15 protein-coding genes and 1 riboswitch are annotated in these 24718 nt (G+C 41.1%); of the genes, 9 read left to right on the top strand and 6 right to left on the bottom strand.

Annotated features, from left to right (window positions below):
• The first annotated feature begins 670 nt into the window (after window positions 1-670).
• The 4 genes from HMPREF9145_RS02235 (at window position 671) to HMPREF9145_RS02250 (ending at window position 7775) form a co-directional block, all read left to right on the top strand.
• Window positions 671-3148 (top strand): bifunctional UDP-N-acetylmuramoyl-tripeptide:D-alanyl-D-alanine ligase/alanine racemase, encoded by a 2478-nt coding sequence (locus tag HMPREF9145_RS02235; RefSeq protein ID WP_021824590.1) that lies wholly within the window; start codon window positions 671-673, stop codon window positions 3146-3148.
• Between the two features lie 766 nt (window positions 3149-3914).
• Window positions 3915-5363: a PTS galactitol transporter subunit IIC gene (locus HMPREF9145_RS02240; RefSeq protein WP_021824518.1), complete on the top strand. Its 1449-nt coding sequence runs from the start codon at window positions 3915-3917 to the stop codon at window positions 5361-5363.
• Window positions 5364-5365: 2 nt separating this feature from the next.
• Window positions 5366-6298 (top strand): 5-dehydro-4-deoxy-D-glucuronate isomerase, encoded by a 933-nt coding sequence (gene kduI, locus HMPREF9145_RS02245; protein WP_021824589.1) that lies wholly within the window; start codon window positions 5366-5368, stop codon window positions 6296-6298.
• A 19-nt stretch (window positions 6299-6317) separates the two neighbouring features.
• Window positions 6318-7775, top strand: a complete 1458-nt coding sequence (locus HMPREF9145_RS02250; protein ID WP_021824667.1) for an MFS transporter — start codon at window positions 6318-6320, stop codon at window positions 7773-7775.
• Between the two features lie 480 nt (window positions 7776-8255).
• Here HMPREF9145_RS02250 and HMPREF9145_RS02255 read toward each other — a convergent pair whose 3' ends face one another.
• Window positions 8256-9005, bottom strand: a complete 750-nt coding sequence (locus HMPREF9145_RS02255; RefSeq protein WP_021824779.1) for a nitroreductase family protein — start codon at window positions 9003-9005, stop codon at window positions 8256-8258.
• Between the two features lie 433 nt (window positions 9006-9438).
• On the opposite strand from HMPREF9145_RS02255, the gene HMPREF9145_RS02260 reads away from it, so the two are divergent.
• The 5 genes from HMPREF9145_RS02260 to HMPREF9145_RS02280 all read left to right on the top strand — a co-directional run bounded on the left by HMPREF9145_RS02260 (window position 9439) and on the right by HMPREF9145_RS02280 (window position 16536).
• Window positions 9439-11094, top strand: coding sequence for a fumarate hydratase (locus tag HMPREF9145_RS02260; protein ID WP_021824626.1), 1656 nt, complete (start codon window positions 9439-9441; stop codon window positions 11092-11094).
• Between the two features lie 700 nt (window positions 11095-11794).
• Window positions 11795-12712 carry a helix-turn-helix domain-containing protein gene (locus HMPREF9145_RS02265; RefSeq protein WP_036906236.1) on the top strand — a complete coding sequence of 306 codons (918 nt, stop codon included), beginning with the start codon at window positions 11795-11797 and terminating at the stop codon, window positions 12710-12712.
• 154 nt (window positions 12713-12866) lie between these two features.
• A riboswitch (TPP riboswitch) is annotated at window positions 12867-12966 on the top strand.
• Between the two features lie 94 nt (window positions 12967-13060).
• On the top strand, window positions 13061-15238 hold the full coding sequence (locus tag HMPREF9145_RS02270) for a TonB-dependent receptor (protein ID WP_021824797.1): 2178 nt from the start codon (window positions 13061-13063) through the stop codon (window positions 15236-15238).
• Between the two features lies 1 nt (window position 15239).
• Window positions 15240-15836, top strand: a complete 597-nt coding sequence (pnuC, locus tag HMPREF9145_RS02275) for a nicotinamide riboside transporter PnuC (protein WP_021824730.1) — start codon at window positions 15240-15242, stop codon at window positions 15834-15836.
• Complete coding sequence (locus HMPREF9145_RS02280) at window positions 15829-16536, top strand: thiamine diphosphokinase (RefSeq protein WP_021824795.1); 708 nt, start codon at window positions 15829-15831, stop codon at window positions 16534-16536. The genes pnuC and HMPREF9145_RS02280 overlap by 8 nt, the downstream gene beginning before the upstream one ends.
• A gap of 459 nt (window positions 16537-16995) precedes the next feature.
• Here HMPREF9145_RS02280 and dnaA read toward each other — a convergent pair whose 3' ends face one another.
• From dnaA to HMPREF9145_RS02305, 5 genes are all read right to left on the bottom strand, one after another.
• A complete protein-coding gene (gene dnaA / locus HMPREF9145_RS02285) occupies window positions 16996-18402 on the bottom strand; it encodes a chromosomal replication initiator protein DnaA (protein WP_021824541.1) in 1407 nt (468 codons plus the stop codon).
• 367 nt (window positions 18403-18769) lie between these two features.
• Window positions 18770-19669 (bottom strand): MlaD family protein, encoded by a 900-nt coding sequence (locus HMPREF9145_RS02290; protein WP_021824675.1) that lies wholly within the window; start codon window positions 19667-19669, stop codon window positions 18770-18772.
• Between the two features lie 84 nt (window positions 19670-19753).
• Window positions 19754-21016, bottom strand: coding sequence for an N-acetylmuramoyl-L-alanine amidase family protein (locus HMPREF9145_RS02295; RefSeq protein WP_021824606.1), 1263 nt, complete (start codon window positions 21014-21016; stop codon window positions 19754-19756).
• 56 nt (window positions 21017-21072) lie between these two features.
• On the bottom strand, window positions 21073-21453 hold the full coding sequence (gene folB / locus HMPREF9145_RS02300; protein WP_036906303.1) for a dihydroneopterin aldolase: 381 nt from the start codon (window positions 21451-21453) through the stop codon (window positions 21073-21075).
• A 26-nt stretch (window positions 21454-21479) separates the two neighbouring features.
• The gene (locus tag HMPREF9145_RS02305; protein ID WP_007134310.1) at window positions 21480-24065 is read right to left on the bottom strand and encodes an adenosylcobalamin-dependent ribonucleoside-diphosphate reductase; all 2586 of its coding nucleotides are present in this window, start codon (window positions 24063-24065) and stop codon (window positions 21480-21482) included.
• Window positions 24066-24718 lie beyond the last annotated feature (653 nt).

Here is a 24718-nt window from a genome sequence, read left to right on the forward strand (position 1 = left end):
GTAAAGAATCGTAAGGTGTTTCTACTCATTCTTTGATGTAAATCAAAATATCATGAAAAGTGTGCAAAATAACATGAATTTATTTGGCGTGTTCGTACACAATTACTAATTTTGCATCGTCTAAAAGACATTAGGTAATAGATTGTTTAGGTTTACATATAGATTTAGGTTTAGTTGTTTAGGTTTAAAGATTAGTTTGATTTTTCATAGGATTAGTTATTAGGTATAAGATTAATTGATGGATAACACGAGCGAAAGCGTCGCTCATTTTATTAGAAAAATATAGTGATTAACTAATAATAAAGGCAGCGTTGAAGTGATTCAGCGCTGTTTTTGTATCTTAACCGCTGTGCTTTTATTCCGTCTTTCGATTGCCTTAATTCCGTCTTTTGATTGGTTTTATTCTGTCTTTAGATTGTTTACAGTTTGTTGAACGAATCATTTTCTCGGCTCTTTCGGGTTGTTTGATGAGATTTTTCCTTATCATTGAATCAATAATTTCAATTTTATTATTTCATAAAAAGATAGAATTGAGTAAGCTTTTCAATGCAGGACAGCTTATTTTTTCAATTGAAAGAATTTGCGAAAAGCTCTTTATTTCGTTGCCTTTTATTTTGATATGTCAGTGGATTGCAGTAAATTTGTAGTCAAATATAACTTATTTTACACGATGATATACACGATTGAAAAGGTTACAACGCTAATAGGAGCGCGTCGTTTTGGTTCAACTGACGCCAAGATTGGATTTATTTTGACCGACAGTCGATCGCTTTGTTTCCCCGAAGAAACATTGTTTTTTGCACTTAAATCAGGCCGAAACGATGGCCATCGCTATATACTTGAGCTCTATCATCGAGGCGTTCGGAACTTCGTTGTGACTGAAGTGCCGGCCAATTATGCCTCAGATTATCCCCAAGCTAACTTCTTAAAGGTCGTTGATTCGCTTGAATCCTTGCAGCGATTAGCCGAGCGTCATCGTGACGAATTCAACATTCCGATCGTTGGAATCACGGGAAGTAATGGCAAGACTATGGTCAAAGAGTGGCTTAATCAGCTATTAAGTGACGACTTGTTTGTTACTCGTTCACCACGTAGTTACAATTCACAAGTGGGCGTTCCACTAAGTGTTTGGTTGCTAAATGAGCATAGTCAAGTCGGTGTTTTCGAAGCAGGAATAAGCCAACCTGGCGAGATGTTGGCCCTAAGAGATATTATTCAGCCGACCATTGCCGTACTAACAAACCTTGGAGATGCCCATCAAGAGAACTTCGTTAGTAGGGAAGCGAAGTGTAAAGAGAAGTTAGTTTTGTTCCATGATGCTAAGATTGTCGTCTATAATGGAGACGATTCACTCATCAGTGACAGTGTAAACGCGTTGGAAGACTTTAGGGGTGAGCGTCTGTATTGGTCGTGTTCAGACCACAATGCGCCTTTCTTTGTCAAGTCAATTGAAAAGAAAGCTACGGCAACCACCATCACCTATATATATAAAGGTATAGAAAGTTGGTATTCATTACCTTTTATCGACGATGCATCTATCACCAATTCATTTGCTTGTGCGGCTGTTGCGTTGACATTAGGAGTTAGTAAAGATGCGCTTGATGAACGCATGTTACAACTTGAACCCATAGCCATGCGCCTCGAAGTAAAGCAAGGTCAGCATGGATGTACACTCATAAATGATAGTTATAACTCGGATATTAACTCCTTAGATATAGCACTTGACTTCATGAATCGACGTCCAGATCATCAAGGACGACGTCATACTTTGATATTAAGTGATATCTATCAGAGTGGAATGACTACCGAAGAACTTTATAAAGAGGTAGGAAAGCTCTGTCAACAACGTGGCATTGAGAAGTTCATTGGTGTAGGAAAAGAGCTGCAATCTCATGCGGGTCTTATCGCGATTAAAGACAAATTCTTCTTTGAAAACGTTGAAAACCTCATCGAAAGTGACGTGTTTAAACAACTCCATGACGAGGTAATCTTGATTAAAGGAGCACGTCGTTTCGGCTTCGATCAACTCACAGAACTCCTTGTTCAGAAAGTACATGAGACCACTTTAGAGGTGAATCTCAACGCTGTTGTAAAGAATTTAAATCACTATCGCTCATTTATGAAGCCACAAACCAAGTTGGTTTGCATGATTAAGGCCGACGCTTATGGGGCTGGAAGCGTAGAGATAGCGAAGACTTTACAGGACCATCGCGTTGATTATCTTGCCGTTGCAGTGGCTGACGAGGGGGTAACGCTACGCAAAAATGGCATCACCAGTAATATCATGATTATGAATCCGGAGATGACAGCCTTTAAGACGATGTTCGATTATGACTTAGAACCCGAGGTATATTCATTCCGTTTACTTGATGCTTTGGTTAAAGAAGCAGAGAAAGAAGGCATTACTGGTTTCCCCGTTCATATCAAATTGGACACTGGAATGCATCGACTTGGCTTTGATCCTCATAAGGATATGGATGAACTTATACGTCGCTTGAAGCACCAAAATGCCATTATTCCACGTTCTGTTTTCAGCCATTTCGTAGGCTCAGACTGCGATGATTTTGACGCTTTTAGCGCCCAACAATTTGAACTTTTCACTTTCGGAGCGTCCAAACTACAAAGTGCTTTCGACCACAAAATACTCTTTCATATGGACAACAGCGCTGGAATTGAGCACTTCCCCGACCGACAAATGGATATGTGTAGACTTGGATTGGGACTCTATGGCATTAATCCGCGCAACAATAAGACTATAAACAACATCAGCACATTAAAGACTACAATCCTTCAATTGCATCATCTTGCGGCCGGAGAGAGCATTGGTTATAGCCGAAAGACAATCCTTGAGCGAGACAGTGTGATAGGAGCTATCCCTATAGGTTATGCAGATGGGCTCGACAGACACCTCAGTAATCGACATGGTTACTGCCTTGTCAACGGACAAAAAGCCGAATATGTTGGCAATATCTGTATGGATGTAGCTATGATAGACGTTACAGGCATTGACTGCAAAGAGGGAGATAGCGTCGAAATCTTTGGCGATCATCTGCCTGTTACGGTATTAAGTGACATCATTGGAACGATTCCTTACGAGGTGCTTACAGGCATAAGCAATCGTGTTAAGCGTGTTTATTTCCAAGATTAGGCACATTTTTATAGGCTGATTTGCTTTTGTTTTCCTTTCCTCTTTGCGGATATTGCGTATAGAGGAAAGGGACATTGGTGGCGGAATGACATGGGATTTAAATGTCATTCAAGGCAAAAAATGGAGTGGGGAATAATAGAATAGGCGTTATTTTGTAAGGAAACTTAACCAAAAAACAAGGTGTTTGGAAAGTGTGAAATAGCGAAGAAGAAAGCGGATAAAGCCTTGTTTTATGCTGTTTGACGTCTAACGGAATCATGTTTTTAGTCATAAGCTATTGTTAAATGCGTCAAATTGCATGGTGGTTTCAGGCATTTCATGAGTTGTTAAGACTCAAATGATGCCATGAAATGGTTCACTTCATAAGATTTTATGGCTTAAAACCTTCTGTTTTTCTCAGTTTTTTAGCGAATAAAATGAGGTGCATGGTGTAACCATCTGATATATAAAGTTTTATGAAAGAGGCCTAAAACTCGTGTATTTACAGGCGAGTGGGTGGTTGATGAAAACTGAACGATTCTGTAAAGTGAATTTGTAAAGAGTTTTATTTGCCGTTGTTTTATGGGGTATACCCCTTGTTCTATGATGAGTTTAGATTCAGAGAGGCTTGATTTTGCATGCTTTTCTAATCATAATTTGCTGTTTAAAGAAAACTAACATTTAAAAGAACGCGTAATAAGAAAACTTTGTTTAACTTTGCATTTAATGCGTGGAGAACGCTGAAATCAAGAAAACAATCTACAACTTAAAATCGAAAAACCAATACATGGAACAAATTTTTAGCTACATCATCAGCTTCGGAGCGAGTGTGATGATGCCGATTCTCTTTACAATCATAGGCATATGCATAGGCATGGGCTTTGGAAAAGCGTTGAAATCGGGCCTTTATGTTGGCGTGGGCTTTGTGGGGTTGGGCGTTGTGACAGCCTTACTCACGACGAATTTCAACACGCCTTTGAGTTCAATCTCAGACTTTTATCATCTCCAACTCAATGTCTTTGACATGGGATGGCCTGCAGCTGCTGCCGTGGCTTATAACACTGCGGTGGGTGCTTTGATTATCCCTGTGTGTTTAGGAGTTAACTTTTTAATGCTCATTACAAAGACAACACGCACTGTGAACATTGACCTTTGGAACTATTGGCACTTTGCTTTCATAGGTGCAGTGGCTTATTTTGTGATGGGAGAAAGCCTACTTTGGGGATATTTTGCAGCCATAGTATGCTATATTATAACGCTGGTCTTTGCAGACTTAACGGCAGAACGTTTCCAAAAATATTATGATTTGGAAGGTATTTCCATTCCTCAGCCGTTCTGTCAGAGCTTTGTTCCCTTTGCACTTCTTATCAATAAACTTCTAAAAAAGATTCCAGGCTTTAATAAATTAGATATAGATGCCGAGGGACTTAAACGCAAGTTTGGCGAACTTGGCGACCCTCTTGTGCTGGGAGTAATCGTTGGTGGTCTGATAGCGCTATTCGGAGAAGCTGGCCATATCACAAACTTTGCGGGCTATTTAGACGAACTTCGTAAGACTGCTCCAGGTACAACGGCAACAGATGCCACGGTAAGCATTGTGAAAAATGTGTTGGCTTTGGGTGTGATTATGGGCGCTGTGATGGAACTAATCCCTCGAATCACGAAGTTGTTTATCGATGGATTGATGCCTATTTCGGAACGAACGAAGTCGCTTGTAGCTAAGAAATTCAAAGGAAAACGAATCTATATAGGTATGAGTCCGGCTTTAGTGATTGGACATCCCACAACACTTGTGGTGTCACTTTTCCTCATTCCAACGATCTTAGCCTTAGCCGTTTTCTTGCCAGGAAACCAATTTCTGCCGTTAGCTTCATTGGCAGGGATGTTCTATTTGTTTCCAATGGTGTTGCCATTTACAAAGGGAAACGTTGTGAGAACATTCATTATCGGACTTGTAGTGCTTGTTTTCGGCCTCTATTTTGTTACGGATATGGCTCCTGCTTTCACGCAAGCTGCAGCCTCAGTCTATGCAGAAACGGGCGACAAAGCAGCCAAAATACCTGATGGTTTCTTGGGAGGTGCACTTGATTTTGCCTCAAGTTTCTTTGGATGGGCTATCTATAAAGCGACTGCTTCATTGAAATACGTTGGCATGGTATTGTTAATTTGTGTGACAATAGCACTGATGTTATTCAATCGACGCAGGATTATTGCGAGTGAAAAAAATGCAGATTAAATATGAAAAAGACATTATTAACCTTGGTTTTAGGCCTTAGTGCAACCGTAAGTATGGCACAAGTGAATTATGAAGTGAGGTGGGCTAACCACCCAGAAGACGCAAAGCATTATGACACGGAACGTCTTCGAAAGGAGTTTGCGATAGAAAAGGTGTTCTCACCTGGTGAAGTTAACTGGGTGTATAGCATGTATGATCGCTTTTTAATCGGTGGAGCTGAACCTACAACTGCTCCAATTCGTCTTACATCTATTGAGCCTTTGCATACTGATAAGCCTCAAGACAAACAACGATTACTTGATAATCGCGAGCTGGGTATCATCAATGTAGGAGGTAAAGGCACGGTTACTGTGGATGGAAAAAGCTATGAATTGGGATTCCAAGAGGCGCTTTATGTGGGGCGAGCTGACGAGAAAAACAATAAAGATATAGTGCTTTCGAGTGACGATCCAAGTCATCCTGCAAAGTTTTATATGAATAGTGCTTGCGCACATCAATCCTATCCAACAAAGAAAGTGACGCTAAAGGAGGCCAAAAACATAAAGGCTGGTTCGCTGAAAGAAAGCAATGACCGTGTTATTCACCAAATGATTATCGACGGAGTTGCTGGAGTTCACACGTGTCAATTACAGATGGGAATCACTGAACTCAATGTAGGCTCGGTGTGGAATACCATGCCTGCCCACACACATATGCGCAGAATGGAAGCTTATTTCTATTATAACTTGCCGGAAAGTCAAAAGATTCTCCACGTAATGGGTGAGCCTCAAGAGACAAGACCAATCTGGTTGAGCAATGAACAGGCTGTAATCTCACCGCAATGGAGTATACATTGTGCGGCGGGAACAAGTAATTACACGTTCATTTGGGGCATGGCAGGAGAGAATTTGATTTATACGGACATGCAAGTCGTTAAGATTCCTTCAATAAAATAATTCTTTAAAGAAAATAAGAATGAACAAAATACAATCTGCAAAGATGTCAAACTTCCGATGGGTGATATGTGCTTTGCTCTTTATTGCAACCACAATCAACTATATGGACCGTCAAGTTTTGTCGTTAACTTGGAAAGATTTTATTGCGCCTGAATTCCATTGGACGGATGATGACTATGGAACAATAACGGGATTGTTTTCTATTTTCTACGCCATTGCTAATCTTTTTGCGGGTAAGTTCATTGATTGGATGGGCACAAAGAAGGGATATCTCATTGCAATTCTTGTCTGGTCTACTGGTGCTGTGATGCATGCGGGTTGCGGATGGGTAGCAATGCGGATAGAAGGATATGACAGTATAGAAGCTCTTCGCTTAGTACAAGCGGGGAGTTCTGCTGCAGTTGCCATCGCCACGATAAGCGTTTGGCTGTTCCTTTCGTGTCGTTTGATCTTGGCAGTTGGTGAAGCTGGCAACTTCCCGGCAGCCATAAAAGTCACTGCCGAGTACTTTCCTAAGAAGGATAGAGCCTTTTCTACTTCGATATTTAATAGCGGAGCATCGGTCGGAGCCTTAGCCGCGCCAGCCACAATTCCATTACTTGCTCGTGCATGGGGTTGGGAAATGGCCTTTATTATCATAGGCATCTTGGGCTATATCTGGATGGGTTTCTGGCTATGGCTTTATGAAAAACCGGCTAAAAGCAAGCATGTTAACAAGTCAGAGCTATGTTATATTGAGCAAGATAGTAACTTTTCATCGATGGAACAGATTGAAAAGAAAGATGAAAATGAGCATACTATCAGCTTCATGAAATGCTTTTCATACAAGCAAACATGGTCATTCATTGTTGGAAAGTTCATGACTGATGGCGTGTGGTGGTTCTTCTTGTTCTGGGCTCCGGCCTATTTCTCTGACCAATATGGCTACAAGAGCGATTCCACCATGGGCATATCGTTAGTCTTTACGCTTTATGCTATCTGCACAATTCTTAGTATTGGCGGTGGATATCTGCCCACTTATTTCGTCGATAAGAAAGGAATGAATCCCTATATCGGCCGCATGCGTGCGATGCTTATCTTCGCTTGTTTCCCTGTTTTGGGACTTTTCGCCCAGCCACTTGGTGCATATAGTCCGTGGTGGCCAGCCATAATTATTGGTCTTTTGGGTGCAGGACATCAGGCATGGTCGGCAAATCTCTATTCAACTATAGGCGATATGTTCCCTAAATCAACGATAGCTACCATCACCGGTATAGGCGCAATGGCAGGTGGAGTGAGTTCGTTTATGATTAATAAAGGCTCGGGTATGCTCTTCACCTATGCGGAAGCGCAAGGTGCTTCGTTCTCTTTCATGGGCTTTGAAGGCAAGCCTGCCGGCTACATGATAGTCTTTTGTATCTGTGCTGTGGCTTATCTCATCGGCTGGAGTATTATGAAACTGCTCGTACCTAAATACAAACCAATCGTTTTGGAGTAGGGGGAGAGGTTGACAAGTGGAGGAGTTGACAAGTTGACTGTAAACGGGTAGACATGTTATTTGAACCTTTAACAATAACTTGTCAACTCGTCTACCTATAAAAATACATGCGTTTACGACCGTCCTTAATAACGATTGACGGGTAAACAAGTTGGCTGTTGGTTAGCAAACAACTTGTTTACCCGTTTACTTTTGATAGGAAATGCTGCAAAACTCTTATTTTATAAGTCTGCAAATAACTTGTCAACCCGTTAACTTGTCTACTCGTTAACTCCCCAAAATCCTTGTGTTGCAGTCGTCTCTAATAATAATTGACGAGTAAACGAGTTGTGTTTCGCCTTGCAAACAACTTGTCAACCCGTCAACTTGTCTACTTGTTAACTCTATCACCCCCTTGTGTTGCTGTCGTCTCTAATAATAATTGACGAGTAAACGAGTTGTGTATTGCTTTGCAAATAACTTGTCAACCCGTCAACTTGTCTACTCGTCAACTTCCAAAAACCCCTGCCTCCGCAACGCTTCTAAGAATCTTTTACTCATCGATTCGTTATCTTTTTTCGTGTAACGGATATCAGTATACACCTGCGCCAACGTCTCTTTATGGTTTATTTTCACGAAATTTTGGTTCTCGGATAGCGCCTCTTTGTCGTGATAAATATCATCAATCGCGTCAGCATTATAGTCTGTATAGCACTCTTGATGCACGATTCCATGCAGTGGAAGACGGTCTGTTAACTCCGGATTTTCGTCAGGCCATCCCATGGTTATAGTTGCAACAGGGAATACCAAGCGTGGAAGCTGGAGCGCATCGATAATCATTTGTGGCGTGTAAAGTGTCGTTCCAAGAAAACAAGTGCCTAAATCTTCGGCTTCAGCAAGGTTACATAAGGTCTGCGTATAAAGCAAAGCATCCGTTGCAGCGTTCATAAACGAGAGATAATTTGCATAGCCCGGTGTTGCTTTTCGATGCTCAGCCCAGAGTGAAGTACGTCTGAAATCGGCGCAAATCGTTAGTACTACTGGTGCCTCAGTAACCATTTTCTGATGGAAATGGGCTGGAGCCAAACGCTCTTTACCCTCTTGTTGGCGCGTCACCACAACACTATAAAGTTGCAAATTGCCCATAGTAGGCGTGCGTTCAGCCGTTTTCAATAATCGGTTCAGCAGTGAATCACTAACCTCTTTGGCTGAATATTTCCTGATAGTTTTTCTGTTTTGCAATGTATCCATAATTATTTTATTAGCTGATGTCAATGGAAACAAAGTTACATAAAATATTCGATATTAGCAACATCAAATCAAGTTGTGATGTCATACACTTTCTTTTTTAGTGCGTTGTCAATGAGTTAGTTATGCAAAGGCCCTGCGTTGGTGTGATAAAATGACGCAAATGAGCAGGTGTTTTGAGGCATTTTGTGCGGTGAAATGCCTCAAATCACTGCCTAATCTGCGTCACTTTGTTTCGTTGTTATAGTGGTATTTGAATGATAGCTATAGTCATTTCGTGTCTAAAAGGCATTGAAGTGGTAGAAACAATGCATTAAAATAAGACCGGTTTAGAGTGTGAAAAAGGTGAAATTCGCCATGCGTTACATAGTTTTTTTATACCTTTGCAGAGGTTATTCAATTGGAAATTCGAAACAATATATAAACAAAAAACATTATGGCAAACAGAGTTGAATTCAAGTATGCACCGATGTTTCAAGTTGGAAAGGATGATACTGAGTATCGTTTTCTGACGAAAGAAGGTGTGACGACAAGCGAATTTGAAGGCAAACAGATTGTGAAGGTGTCAAAGGAAGCCTTAACTTATCTTGCACAACAAGCGTTTCACGATGTAGAATTCAGTCTACGTAGGGCGCACAATGAGCAAGTTGCCGCCATACTTCGTGACCCGGAAGCTTCTGAAAACGATAAGTATGTAGCGTTACAATTCCTTCGTAATGCTGAGACTGCAGTCAAAGGTATTCTTCCTTTCTGTCAAGACACGGGTACAGCGATTATCCATGGCGAGAAAGGTCAGCAGATTTGGACTGGCTTTGAGGATGAAGAGGCCTTGTCAAAAGGTGTGTATAACACGTTCACTGAAGACAATCTGCGTTACTCTCAGAATGCACCTTTGAACATGTATGACGAAGTTAACACGAAATGTAACCTTCCGGCGCAGATAGATATAGAGGCAACAGAAGGTGACGAGTATCGTTTTGTGATGGTAGCAAAGGGTGGTGGCTCTGCAAATAAAACCTACTTCTATCCTATGACGAAAGCAACTATCCAGAATGAAGGTACACTTTTGCCGTTCTTGGTAGAGAAAATGAAGAGTCTTGGCACTGCAGCTTGCCCACCATATCATATTTGTTTCGTTGTGGGTGGTACTTCTGCAGAGAAGAATCTGCTTACAGTTAAGCTCGGATCTATTAAATATTACGACAATCTTCCTACCACAGGAGACGAAACAGGACGTGCTTTCAGAGACATAGATCTTGAGAACAAGCTTCTTGAAGAGGCTCATAAGATTGGTCTTGGCGCTCAGTTTGGTGGCAAAGCCTTTGCACATGACATCCGTGTTATACGTCTTCCACGTCATGGAGCAAGTTGTCCTATCGGCATGGGAGTTAGTTGTTCGGCCGACAGAAACATCAAAGCGAAGATCAATGCAGATGGAATATGGCTTGAAAAGATGGATATGAATCCGTCAGAACTTATCCCTGAGGAGTATAGAAAGCCTGGAGAAGGAGCTAAGGGCATTGAGATTGACTTGGATAAAGGCATGGATGCCGTGCGTGCGGAACTCACAAAGTATCCTGTAAGCACTCGAGTTAACCTCAAAGGAACTATTATTGTTGCAAGAGATATAGCCCATGCAAAACTCAAAGCGCGTTTAGATGCGGGCGAAGATCTACCTCAATACATTAAGGATTACCCTGTTTTGTATGCTGGTCCGGCTAAAACTCCAGAAGGATATGCCTGTGGTTCTATGGGCCCTACTACTGCAAACCGCATGGATCCCTATGTAGATGAGTTCCAAGAGCATGGTGGTTCACTCGTGATGATAGCCAAAGGAAACCGCACTCAGGTTGTAACTGATGCATGTAAAAAGCATGGTGGCTTCTATTTGGGTACCATTGGAGGCGTTGCTGCGGTGCTTTCTCAGAGCTGCATCAAGAGCATTGAGTGTGTGGAATATCCGGAATTGGGAATGGAAGCGGTATGGAAGATTCGCGTAGAAGACTTCCCTGCCTTCATACTTGTAGACGATAAAGGACATGATTTCTTTAAGGAATTGAAACCATGGACGCCTTGTAACTGCACAAAATAAAAGAGATTTCCTTGTCTCAGCAGGTTTGTCGTGTAGCGTTTCGTTTGTAACGATAGCATAATCGCTTTGTTGAGATAAGTGGAAATAAAGCAAAAGGAGCCTTGCAATGACCTTTTTGGTTTGTTGCAAGGCTTCTATATATATAAGGTGTAAAGTCAGTTTGTGTCGTGATTTGATTTGTTCGAGCTTTAGATGTGCTTCATTCGAGCCTAGTTTTAGATACATACGAACTTGGGTTTAGCTTCATTCAGGCTTAGTTTTAGCTATCTACAAACTTAGGTTTAGATACATACAAGCTTGGTTTTAGTTTCATTCGGGCTTATGAAAACAAAAAAAAGACCCATCATCTCGATGGATCTTTTCCCATTTATAGCTACCACTATAATTTCACCTTAAGTGATACTTAATTATCATTTGGACTTATATGAGTATAAAAATTTAATTAGTCGTGCATCCTCTAAAGTTGATTTTGCAGGTGTAAAAGTACTAACAATTCCTTAAACTGCCGTTGTCAAAATCGTATGTAATGTTTCCTTTTTCGTATAAATGCATGAAAATAGAGCCGAGTTGGGGTATTTTACCTCCCAATTTGGGATAAAATAGAATATTAGTAGAGTCTTTTTTATGTTAAAATCAAGTAAAATAATCTTATGTATTGATTTTTTTCGTACCTTTACAACAATTATTTCGACCACCAATTATGAAAGACAACCCGAACAAGATGCCTTCGATTGCCTCACTGAAGGAACTTACTGACCAACTACAAGCAACGAAACATCCCGCTCAAGGGGATTATGTTGTTACCTCAGATTACACAGCTTTCACGAACAGTAGCCCTTTCTTTCAAGCTATTATCGCTGAAAATGCGCCCGTAAGAATGGATTGTATGCGCATGGCTATAGTCAAACAAGGAGCTTGTTGCCCTGTAGTTAACTCGCGATCTTACCCTTGTGAGGTGGGTGATTTGATATTTATCAACTGGGGAAGTGTTGTAGAAGATGATTCATTTACACCCGATACACGCTTTGGAGGCTTTGCTTTGACCGAGGAATATCTACGTCAACTCTTCGGCTTGGATATGCCTCCACTCTTTAGAAACCCTGGTCTTTGCTTCAAACTACACCTTTCTGACAACGAGCGTAAAGTCTTTCAAGACTATCTTAACACGCTAATGAGCTTGTCAAAGCTATCGTATGGCGACAAGAATAAAGCCTTAAATACTCTCTTTGTGGCTGCACTTAACTTCGCACAAATGCTTTATGACCAAGACTTTGTGGCTCCACAGAAGAACTGGTCCTTAGGGAAACAGCAGTCGGAAGCATTCATTCAGTTAGTTAATCAGAAAGCAAATACGGAGCATGAACTGACCTATTATGCGTCAACGCTTTGCATGTCAAGTCATCATCTCAGTATGGTTGTTAAGCGAGAAACGGGAGAAACGGCGAAGACTTGGATTGATCGGGCTGCTGTTTCGGCTATACAAGTGGAGTTACGCTATTCAAATAAGACACTAACTCAACTTGCCAATGAGTTCAATTTCCCTTCATTGAGTAGCTTTTGTAAGTTCTTTAAGCGTCACACGGGAGTCTCTCCACGTCAATATCGCACTGAAATCTAAGCTATATTTCAATTATTTTTAAGGCTGAATTGATAGCCTATGCTTTGAGAAGTAATATTATTTTTTGCACGATTATAAACAAATTGTGACATAAAATTTGTGTATTTAAATTCAAAAATGTATCTTTGCACACGTCTTCTATAGTCAAATGAAGACGTGACATACGGGGTGCTACCGCGTTTGCGGATGCTGAGAACAAACCCATGGAACCTGAAACGGATAATGCCGACGCAGGGATGAGATTATTCCACGAGTTCTTTTGTAAGATGTAATGATACATTTATGCATGCTGTTCGCCTGTATGTTTATTGTTGTTGGATATAAATTATTCTTTAAAAACACTTAAATATGAACAGAAAACTACACATGCTGATGCTTGCTTCCATAGCTACCATGCAGTGTTATGCGACAAACGAAACTGTAGATACGCTGAAAACGTATGAACTACACGATGTGACCGTCACCTCAACTCGTGCCGGAAAGCACACTCCTATGGCCTACTCATCTCTTGACAAGAATCAAATCAAGAAGTTAAATCATGGTCAAGACATACCTTTTTTGCTTGCTCTTACACCGAGTATCACTACGACCAGCGACGCAGGTAATGGCATTGGATACACTTCTTTGAAGGTAAGAGGAACAGATCCAAGCCGTATCAACTTCACCGCTAACGGCATTCCATTGAATGATGCAGAGAGTTCTCAAGTGTTCTTTGTTAATATGGGCGACTTCATGTCAAGCGTTAAAGACGTTCAAATACAGCGAGGTGTCGGCACATCTACCAATGGTAGTGCCGCGTTTGGAGCCACAATAAACATGCAAACGGATGCACCTTCGTTGCAATCTTACTTGAATCTCAACGCCTCTGCAGGCAGTTACGGCACGCATAAAGAGAGTTTACGCTTCGGTTCTGGTCTTTTGGCTGGCCATTGGAGCTTTGATGGTCGCCTTTCTAATATCGGAAGTAATGGTTATATAGACCGCGCCACAAGCCAACTTAATTCATATTTCATGCAAGGTGCTTATACTTCCGACAATACGCTTATCAAATTGCTGACCTTTAACGGTATAGAGAAGACGTATATGGCATGGGATTACGCCACAAAAGAGCAGATGAAACAACATGGAAGGCGTTATAACCCGAGCGGAGAATACGTAGATGACAAGGGAATTACACGTTACTATAGCAATCAAACTGACAATTATCATCAGCAAAACTACCAGTTAATTTGGAACCAATTGCTTGGAAACCATTTCAGTTTCAGTGCTGCTTTGCACTACACGGCAGGCTTTGGATATTACGAACAATATATGGTAGATCAGGAACTTGCCAAATATGGACTCACAACTACAGGCTTGAAGTCTGACCTTATCCGTCGAAAGAATTTGCGAAATGACTTCTTTGGTGGCGTATATGCCTTGAATTATAAGCAAAATCGACTTGAAGCATCGCTCGGTGGAGCCATAAACCATTACAACGGACGCCATTTCGGAACACTCATCAGCGTCATCAATCCTGTTGTTACCAACTATCCAGACAATGAATACTATCGAAACAAGGCTGAAAAGAATGAAAACAGCATCTACGGAAAGGTCAATTATGAGCTTATTAAGGGGCTGAATGCCTATGCAGATCTACAATATCGTTATATCACTTACCGCATAGAGAATCCTGAAGACAAATATACGGCGTCGCCTTCTATAGGTTGGCGTTACGACGAACGCTACAAATTCCTCAATCCAAAGGCTGGACTTTTCTGGCAAATCAATGCTAACCATGCGCTATATGGCTCTTGGTCGCTCTCACATCGTGAGCCTGTACGCAATGATTTCGAGGGAAATCCCGACCCAAAGCCACGTGCTGAGCGCATGAACGATTGGGAATTGGGTTATAAATACCAAGCTATGAGGTTCAGTGCAGGCCTAAACATCTACTATATGGCCTATAAAGACCAGTTCGTTTTAACGGGAGAGCGAAATGCTATCGGTGCGATGATTCACCGAAATGTAGGAAGTTCCTATCGCGAAGGCATTGAATTACAAAGCGCTTGGAAGCCTTTTGACTGTTTCCGATGGGATATGAACGCCACTTTCAGCCGTAATCGTGCCATGGATTGGATTGTAATGAGTAACAATAAAAAGGCTCTTAGTTTTGGAACCACCCACCTTAGCTTCTCCCCTGACCTCATTTTCAACAACATTTTCACGTTTAATAGTCATGGTTTTGAAGCATCTTTGCAAAGCCAATATATCGGAGAGCAGTATATGACGAATGATAACAACCGCCATCTTATGCTTGATGGCTACTTCATTTCAAACTTAAACCTCAGTTATACGTTTAAGATGAGGTCAGTAAAAGCCATTACTATTGGCGCAACGATATACAACCTGTTCTCCGAAAAGTATTTCACTAACGGCTATGCCAGCGCAGGTTATGATGACAACGGAAAGGAAACTAAGACAGAATCAGCCTATTCTCCGCAGGCACCCCTTAACTTTCTGGCGCATTTAAGCATCACTTTCTAAGATGACAGCATTCTTATCACTCCATTGGCTCGATATTCTAACAACGTTCTTAGGCCTTATCTATATCGTGTTAGAATATCGGGCAAGCATTTATCTCTGGGCGGTTGGCATCCTCATGCCATTACTTGACGTTTGGCTTTACTACACTCATGGCCTCTATGGGGATGCCGGCATGGCGGTATATTATACATTTGCCGCCCTGTATGGCTTCATAGTGTGGCGCTTTGGGCGTAAACATGGACAACAAGAAGGCCAAGAACTCCCCATCACGCACATGCGTCGGCGGCTCTATCTGCCTGCAATTGTGTTTTTCTTTGTGGCTTGGGGGGCCACCTATTGGGTGTTACGAACCTACACTAACTCATCCGTTCCGTTGTTAGATGCCTTTACCAATGCGCTGAGTTTTGTCGGTTTGTGGGCTCTTGCACGTAAATATATCGAGCAATGGGGCTTTTGGATTGTCGTAGATGTTATCAGTTGCTATCTCTATATCATCAAAGGAATACCCTTTAAGGCTGGACTTTACGGCTTGTATGTAGTGATTGCCGTCGCAGGTTATTGCAAATGGAAACGTATAATGCATCAACAATATGAATAATTACCCTCTTATTGACGGACAAAGTCGCTTTGATGCCGTCATTGTTGCTAATGGTTCTTACCCTCAAAACAAGGCTTGTCATACGCTCATTCAGCATGCTTCACATCTCATTGTATGTGATGGAGCGGCACAATCTCTTGTGAATGATGGGGTAGAGGCACATCGAATGACGGTGATAGGAGATGGAGACAGTCTTCCCGACAGTTTGAAATCACGTCTTCATTTCATTCATGTTGCAGAACAAGATGATAATGATTTGACGAAGGCCACACGTTATTTGATGTCGCTTTCTACGTTCAAAGAGGGTGCAAAGGTAGCTTATTTGGGATGTACAGGCAAGCGAGAAGACCATACGTTGGGCAATATTTCGCTCATGATGCGCTATTATTCATCTTTTCATTTGCAACCCATCATGATTACAGACCATGGATATTTTATTCCCACTTGTGGCGAAAGTTGTTTCAAAACCTTTGCCCACCAGCAGATAAGTATCTTTAATTTCGGTTGCAAACGACTCGAAAGTGAGGGCCTTTTGTGGCAGTCTTATGCGTATGATGCACTTTGGCAGGGCACATTAAATGAGGCTTCAGGCAACGAAGTCACTTTCCATGCCGATGGCTTTTATATGGTTTATCTTACATTTGAAGGCAAAGCAGCCGAACATTCTCATCAATTTGCTCCTTCATTTGATAGGGAATAATAATATAATTGAATGAAAACGTGATGCAAATGATTTCAACCGGTGTCACCTTTTCTTTCATCTTATTACATGATTTGATAGTGATCGATGAAGGAAGGCATAGCCACCCCAGAGTGGTTAAAGGGCAATGCCCTCAGCGTTGAACTTTAATCGCATGGTAAACTGCGTCATTTCACATACTGAACTGCGTCATTTTATCGTGTAATTTGCGTCATTTCATTGCATAAAATGAGTCTAATTGCAAGAGCGTTTGCATTAGATAGTGGGGCAACTCGCTACAAGTTGTGTTTTTGAATCATAGATTTCATGATACAATTTATTTTATTTCACGATATGATAACCAAAGAAACTCAGGCTAAAGAAGCTAGAGTTTCTTTTAATTTATATAAATAAGACTATTGAAGACAAGGGATTTCAGCGTGAAGACTCAATGCCTTTCTGTTTTGAAATGCTTGATTTTTACGCCTTAAGTTTAAAAGAAGTCTCGATGGAATTAATCTCTTCTTTGAATGTATTGTCTATTTTCAATCGGTTTTCTACTTGTGCGCAGCTATGAATTACCGTGGAATGATCGCGGTTTCCGACTAATCTTCCGATGCGAGCAGCCGGTATTTTTGTGTATTTCTGAGCCAAATACATCGTTACTTGGCGTGCAGTGACAAGGTCGCGCTTACGACTTTTGCTATTCACGGCAGTTGGTGTGACGCTGAAATGATTGCAAACCATGTCGAGAATCTCGTCAACCGTGAGCGGGTTATCATCGATTTTAACGGCCCGTTTGATAACTCTTTCAGCCAAACGCATGTCAATATTGCTGTTATATACAACGCTATAAGCCAGCAATGAGTTGATAACGCCTTCAAGATCACGCACACTTCCGTTAGCAGTTGAAGCGATAAACTGAATTACTTCATCGGGAATATGCAGGCCGTCTCGACGTATTTTACTCTTTAAAATGTCTGTACATAGTTCGATATTTGGCTTTTCAAGTTCGGCAATCAAACCGCAAGAGAATCGTGTTAAGAGTCGTTCGTTCATGCCTTTTAAGTCAACTGGCGGTCTGTCGCTGGCCAAAAGCATTCGTTTTCCGTTGCGAAAGAGGTGATTAAAGATGTGAAAGAAGGTGTCTTGTGTCTTCGTTGCATTGACCCATTCCTGTATATCATCGACAATAAGCATGTCGATTGTTTGGTAGAATCGAATGAAATCGTTGATTGATCCATGGAAGTTGGCGTCGACAAATTGCGTTTGAAATAGCCTTGCGCTTATGTAAAGTACGCGCTTTTCAGGGTAAAGCTGTTTGCAACGAAGGCCAATGGCATTGATGAGATGCGTTTTTCCACATCCCGATGGGCCATAGATGAACATAGGATTGAACTGCGGTTGTGCCGGATGTTCAGCGATAGAGAGTCCTAAACTGCGTGCAAGTTTGTTGCTGGTTCCCTCAACATAGTTCTTGAAATTAAGGTGAGGGTCGAGTTGAGTGTCTATATCTGCGACCTGAGTATCGTCTTTTGACGACGGAGAAAGCTTTGCTTCTTGCTGTTTTTTGCTTGGTTCTGCATCGTCACCATCGGCTTCTAAGTCCTGAGTTAGTTTGTGTTCTTTATCTGTTACGACACGATACGTGAGCTGAGCTCCCTCGCCAAACGTGCGATAGAGAACCGTTTTGAGTAACGCTAAGAAGTTTTCTTCCAAGTACTCATAAACAAACAAGCTGGGAACTTGAACTAAGATGGTCTTCTTTTCCTTGTCGTAATGTTCAAAAACGATAGGTTTGAACCATGTTTCAAACTGCTGTTGCGTAACGTTTTGCTTGATGAGCGCAACTGCTTTGCCCCAACTGCTATCAGGACTCACTTTCATTTATGATTTAGAATATATAATAATGTATGTCTTTCGACCTTTTGTTGCGTCGTGACTGCAAAGTTAATAAAAGAATATCAGATAGGCAAATCTATCTCATGAATGTTTTTTGATAAGCTTGGTTAACTCATTCATATATGCGAAGTTATATGTTTCGCGGGATGATTCAATGCTTTTTACGTTTGCAAGATTATAAGATTCTGATTCTAAATGTGTTATATCGTTTTCTAAGTAGCTTTATCTTGTGATGTGAAACGTTATTGAAAGCGACAAGAGATGGTATAATAAAACGGCTCCTGAGTATTATCAGAAGCCGTGAAACATTTGTGTTTATAATTTAGATGCTTTTTATTTAATCTGCAATCTTTTATTTATCTTTCCTTCCAAAGAGTGAGAAGTGAACATAACGCTTTGGATGTTGACGCACGTTAATCAACAAAGAGTCGGCTGACTGCATGGTTTTGTTGAGGTTGTTATACAAGGTTGCATCGTGCATAAGCAGTCCCAATGAACCCTCACGACTATTGAGTTGGTTTGTGAATCCTTTGAGATTAGCGATTGTTTGGTCTACTTGTGCGAGTGTATTTGCCACGTCAAGACGAGCTAAATTGGCTGTAAGTCGGTCGGTGTTTGATAGCGTATTATTCGCTTTATGCATCATTTGAGGAACATTTTTGTTAAGACTTGCCATGAGAACATTTAGCTGTTTACTCGATGTATTGAGGTTGTTTGTGATGCTTTCTATATTGTGTAATGAGTTCGCTAAAGCCGGATCGGCGAGTAAAGCATTGAGATTAGCAAGAATACTATCAAGCTTTGGCAGCATCACTTCTACTGAAGGGAGGAGTCCTGCAACTTTACCCATGAGACCATTATTCTTTGCACCAATGATAGTTTCGCCTGGATTTACACGCTCACGAGGGTTATTTGCCAAGAGCAAATTCATCTTAACGTTGCCCATAATGTCGCTTTCTATCTCGGCAGAACTACCTTTTGGTATGCGAAGATCCTTGTTAACATCGATCTGAACGAGTATATCTCCGCCACGATCATAGTCATATTGGATATGCTTTACAACGCCAACTTTATATCCATCGGCATAGATGGGGTTGGAAGAAGATAGTCCACTGATGTCCTTAAACGACACATAATAAGTATTATCGTTAGAGAATAGCGACATTCCCTTTAGGAACTCGAGTCCAAAAAAGAGCACAAGGATACCTACTATGGCTACCAGTGCAATCTTGATTTCCTTTGTTAGTTTCATATTTTAATCTTAACTTTTTTACTTTATGCGTTGAATAGCGTTATCTTTTCAATTGAGTGATGCTGTTATTTCTACGAAATGCTGTTATCTTCTCTGCTTAAATTCCTTGATAGCTGCGTTGATATCCATTTTGTTCCCATTCTTAAAAGCGACAATAAAGGCATCGGGGAACTTGTCAAGTATTTGTTTCCGTAGTCTGAAAATCTCGTTATAATTAGTTGAAGCGCCGTAAGTGTATTTGTAAACACCTTCTTTATACGACTCAATATTCGTCAAACCTTTGAAGTGTTTATCGTCATTTTTCAAGATGGTTGGACTGGTAAAGAGTTGTATTTTGAATACAGGCTTATCCTTTTCTTGCTTATTTGGTACAGCGATTGTAGTTTCCTTGCGTGGCTGTTCAACTTTATCGGTGTTGTTGTTTGCCTCTTCAGACTTGACTTCTACACGTCGTTGCTTCTTGCGTTTTGCTGGCTTTTCCGTGGTCGAACCTTGGTAGTCTGTGGGTACAATCTGTGGAATGGTAACCTCTTCTTTTACGGGTTTGAACGGAACGCTAAAGTCGTTATCGTAGCGTTGCCTATATTTCATGAAGGCATTAAATACACCTTTCACATACAAGGCTACTGAAGAATCATTATTTAAGAAGTCTTCTTCATCGGGAGTAGATATGAATCCCAACTCCAAAAGACAGCTTGGCATTGATGATAAGCGTAGAACGGCGAGATTATTTTGGTGAGATCCGCCATTAGATCGACCCGTTGAGGCACACACATACTGTTGAAGTAGGCGGGAAAGTTCAACACTCTTCTCTCTGTTTTTATCCGCAATAAACTCATACATGATATCGCTTTCCGCCGAGTTTGTATCAAAACCTTTATAAACGGTTTTGTAATCTTTCTCTAAGTACATTACAGAGTTCTCGCGTTTTGCTACATCAAGGTTGGCTTTTATGCCTCGATCCCCTGAGTGTTCTCCACGACCTAATGTCCAACTTTGAAAGCCACGAGCAGCTCGAGAGCCTGTAACGGCATTGATATGGAACGATAAAAAGAGGTCTGCATTGGCTTTATTTGCGATGTCAGCACGGCCAGCTAAGGTCACGAAAACATCGGTTTTACGTGTATATATCACTCTAACATCGGGACAATTGTCTTCTACATATTTCCCAAAAGCAAGCGCATACTTGAGTGTTAAGTCTTTTTCTTTGGAGTAAGCACCAGGTGCACCGTGGTCAGTTCCACCGTGTCCGGCGTCTATTACGAGTGTAAACTTACGATTTGCCGCCATGAGTTGTACGGCAAACAATAACATAGTTATCAGGAAGAATACTTTCTTTCTACGCATAAAACCATTATATCGGGTGACAAAGTTAATGAAAAAATGTCATAAAACCTTGAGTTTCATTCAGTTTTTTCGTTTATTATGTGTAGTTCTATGCCTGCATCTGCTGTGTCAGCTCCCATTGGTGGGTTACACTTGGCTACTTTAATGTAGACTTCTTTGATAGTAGGGAAGTGGTCAACGAGGCTTTTTGCAATCCTATAAGCAACGTTTTCAACGAGCTTACTCGGTTTTTCCATCTCCTGTTTTGTTAGTTGATAAACCGTTGCATAGTTCAAAGTGTCTTCTACTTCGTCTGTAACAACGGCATCATCCAACGGGTAGTTTATCTTTAAATCGATTCGATAATCATTCCCAGTTAAACGTTCCTGCGGCATCACACCATGGAAAGCATGAAACCGCAGGCCGTTAAGAAATATATAACTATTTCTGATTTTCATCATGATTCAATTCTCTTCACGCGATGTTAACCGCATCGACTGGCGCCACAATTCGTGCAAATGAGACATCCTTCCTGGTAAACGAGTGACTCATGTCCGCATACTGGGCACTTCTGTCCATTCGCTTTGGTTCCATCAACGATGTATTTCTTCAAGGCACGCTCTACTCCATTCTTCCAAGTATTAATGCTTTCGTCTTTCAATTGCAAAGAACTTACGAGCTTCATCACGTGATCTATTGGCATGCGATAACGCAAAACGCCTGATATTAACTTAGCATAGTTCCAGTATTCTGGGTTAAACTTTTCGCTCAATCCTTCTACTGTAGTCTTATATCCGCGTTTATTCTCGAACTGAAAGTCATAGCGATGCGTGCCATCTTCAAGCGTTGACTTGATGATTTTGCCTTTAGTGATGTTCTTAGGCAATACAATTCCTTCCTCGTCGTCCTGCAAACCAGTGAATATCTCATAAGGATAGCCATTGAGCAAGCCTACAAATGCCACCCACTTTTCTTTGTTGTTTTGGAATCGAACGACATCACATTCGAGCTCTTTTGGGCGTACTTCCGTCACTTCGGGTTGCTTACAATCTTTCTCTTTGGGTTCTTCCTCGCGCACTTCTGCACCTTCTGCGTGTGTACCTTTCTTCTTATCTTTCTTTGAAACGGATATCATTACGCCGGCACGACTACCATCTCGGTAGATGGTACAGCCTTTACAACCACTCTTCCAGGCTTCAACATAGAGACGATTCACAAGAGTTTCGTCCACATCATTAGGCAAATTGACGGTCACTGAAATGCTATGGTCGACCCATTTCTGTATAGCGCCTTGCATTTTAACCTTCATCAACCAGTCAACATCATTGGCTGTAGCTTTATAATAAGGTGACTTTGCAACAAGATTATCTATCTCTTCCTGGCTATAACGCTTCTCTGTGTCATATCCATTGACTTGCATCCACTTCAAAAACTTACGGTGATAGACGATATACTCCTCGAAACTGTCACCTACTTCGTCTACAAAGTCAACGTGAACATCGGCATCATTCGGGTTAACTTTACGTCTTCTTTTGTACACTGGCATGAAAACGGGCTCAATACCACTGGTGGTTTGCGTCATCAATGAAGTCGTTCCAGTCGGTGCAATGGTTAAACAAGCGATGTTGCGACGCCCATATTGCTGCATATCTGCATAGAGTTCAGGGTCTGCTTCCTTAATTCTTAGCACAAAAGGATTATTGCTTTCGCGCTTCGCATCATAGATTTCAAATGCTCCTCTCTCTTTAGCCATCGTCACAGATGAACGATATGCATTCAAGGCCAGCGTCTTATGAACCAATACTGAGAAGTCGGTTGCCTCCTGAGTACCATAGCGTAATCCCAAAGCGGCAAGCATATCACCTTCTGCAGTGATACCAACGCCTGTACGACGCCCCATTCCGCTCTTACGTTTTATCTTCTCCCAAAGGTGATATTCGGCATCTTTCACCTCATTGCTTTCAGGATCTTGTTTGATCTTTTCAATGATAAGGTTGATCTTTTCCATTTCCAAGTCAACAATATCATCCATGATTCGCTGAGCAAACTGAACGTGTTTCTTAAACTTTTCGAAATCAAAGCGTGCCTCTTTTGTAAAGGGTTTCTCCACATAACTATAGAGATTGATACTCAAAAGACGGCAAGAATCATAAGGACATAGTGGGATTTCGCCACATGGATTCGTACTAACGGTGCGGAAACCTAAATCTGCATAGCAGTCAGGAATACTCTCTTTGATGATTGTATCCCAAAATAACACACCAGGTTCTGCGCTTTTCCATGCGTTATGTACTATCTTTTCCCATAGTTTTCGGGCTTCAATCTCTTTCTGAACCTTGGGCTTTTCTGCATCAATTGGCCACTGTTGAACATAAGTTTTGTCGTTGATGGCAGCATTCATAAAGTCATCATCGAGCTTCACCGATACGTTTGCACCTGTTACTTTGCCTTCTTCCATCTTGGCATCAATAAAGGCTTCGCTATCAGGATGCTTGATACTAACTGATAACATCAATGCTCCGCGGCGACCATCTTGGGCAACTTCGCGTGTAGAATTACTGTAACGTTCCATGAAAGGCACTAAACCTGTCGAGGTAAGTGCCGAGTTATTCACCGGACTTCCTTTCGGACGGATGTGACTTAAGTCATGCCCCACGCCACCACGACGCTTCATTAACTGAACTTGTTCTTCGTCAATACGCATTATTGCGCCATAGCTGTCGGCCTTACCATCAAGTCCTATGACGAAACAATTACTCAAACTGGCTACTTGTTGGTTATTACCTATGCCCGTCATTGGGCTTCCTGCCGGCACAATATAACGGAAATGATCGAGTAATTCGAATACTTCTTGCTCGCTCATTGGGTTCTTATACTTCGCTTCTACACGTGTAATCTCCTTGGCAATACGCCTATGCATGTCCTCAGGACTACGCTCATAGATGTTCCCATAGCTATCTTTCATAGCGTATTTATTTACCCATACGCGCGCAGCAAGCTCGTCTCCGTCGAAGTATTTCAAAGAAGTTTGGAAGGCTTCTTCAAAAGAATAGGTTTTGTTCGTTTCCATTTTCAAGTGTAACTATAAATTTGTTGTTGCAAAATTAGCCTTTAAATTCGACAAAAGGAAATTCAAATCAACTTATTTTCTCTATAAAATTTCTGTTTTGGAAAACTTGTTTATAAAGATAAAATGAAAGGTTTTCAAAATCAATCACTTGCATGTTGATAATTAAAGAGAAAGATTTCACAAATTATTTTTTTTGAGATTTTGGGCTGATTTGATGTGATTTAAATGATTAAACCATGAGGCTTTTCTTATGCTATCTATTGCTTTTCATCTGCTTTTGGTGCAATATTGGGTGAAAAGTCCTTGCTATCAAAGGCTTTCCTGTTATAAATCAGCTTTTGAAATGGGGTGCAATGTGTTATGGATAGCATGGAAAAACCTGTTTTTTGTGTAAGGATTATTGTCTGTTTTTTAACACTTTGAGGATACATCAATAAGGTTTCGGTTGCTCAAAAAAATCATTTTTGTATATCGTTTCTGCCTAATTGTTTTCTCTTTTTGTTCATTTTGTGATGTGATTTGCGTCATTTTACGTTCCTATTTCATTCATTTTACTCCACGAAATGATGCTGTTTGTTGTATGATATGACTGAGATTGAATAGATTTTTATCATGATTTTAGGGCGTGTTTCGTGCCAAATGTTCTAACGCTT

This window comes from Segatella salivae F0493 (assembly GCF_000477535.1).
Taxonomy (GTDB): domain Bacteria; phylum Bacteroidota; class Bacteroidia; order Bacteroidales; family Bacteroidaceae; genus Prevotella; species Prevotella salivae.

Coding starts and splice junctions, on each gene's coding strand:
- HMPREF9145_RS02235 (WP_021824590.1), top strand. CDS start 671: ATGATATACACGATTGAAAAGGTTACAACGCTAATAGGAGCGCGTCGT.
- HMPREF9145_RS02240 (WP_021824518.1), top strand. CDS start 3,915: ATGGAACAAATTTTTAGCTACATCATCAGCTTCGGAGCGAGTGTGATG.
- kduI (WP_021824589.1), top strand. CDS start 5,366: ATGAAAAAGACATTATTAACCTTGGTTTTAGGCCTTAGTGCAACCGTA.
- HMPREF9145_RS02250 (WP_021824667.1), top strand. CDS start 6,318: ATGAACAAAATACAATCTGCAAAGATGTCAAACTTCCGATGGGTGATA.
- HMPREF9145_RS02255 (WP_021824779.1), bottom strand. CDS start 9,005: ATGGATACATTGCAAAACAGAAAAACTATCAGGAAATATTCAGCCAAA.
- HMPREF9145_RS02260 (WP_021824626.1), top strand. CDS start 9,439: ATGGCAAACAGAGTTGAATTCAAGTATGCACCGATGTTTCAAGTTGGA.
- HMPREF9145_RS02265 (WP_036906236.1), top strand. CDS start 11,795: ATGAAAGACAACCCGAACAAGATGCCTTCGATTGCCTCACTGAAGGAA.
- HMPREF9145_RS02270 (WP_021824797.1), top strand. CDS start 13,061: ATGAACAGAAAACTACACATGCTGATGCTTGCTTCCATAGCTACCATG.
- pnuC (WP_021824730.1), top strand. CDS start 15,240: ATGACAGCATTCTTATCACTCCATTGGCTCGATATTCTAACAACGTTC.
- HMPREF9145_RS02280 (WP_021824795.1), top strand. CDS start 15,829: ATGAATAATTACCCTCTTATTGACGGACAAAGTCGCTTTGATGCCGTC.
- dnaA (WP_021824541.1), bottom strand. CDS start 18,402: ATGAAAGTGAGTCCTGATAGCAGTTGGGGCAAAGCAGTTGCGCTCATC.
- HMPREF9145_RS02290 (WP_021824675.1), bottom strand. CDS start 19,669: ATGAAACTAACAAAGGAAATCAAGATTGCACTGGTAGCCATAGTAGGT.
- HMPREF9145_RS02295 (WP_021824606.1), bottom strand. CDS start 21,016: ATGCGTAGAAAGAAAGTATTCTTCCTGATAACTATGTTATTGTTTGCC.
- folB (WP_036906303.1), bottom strand. CDS start 21,453: ATGAAAATCAGAAATAGTTATATATTTCTTAACGGCCTGCGGTTTCAT.
- HMPREF9145_RS02305 (WP_007134310.1), bottom strand. CDS start 24,065: ATGGAAACGAACAAAACCTATTCTTTTGAAGAAGCCTTCCAAACTTCT.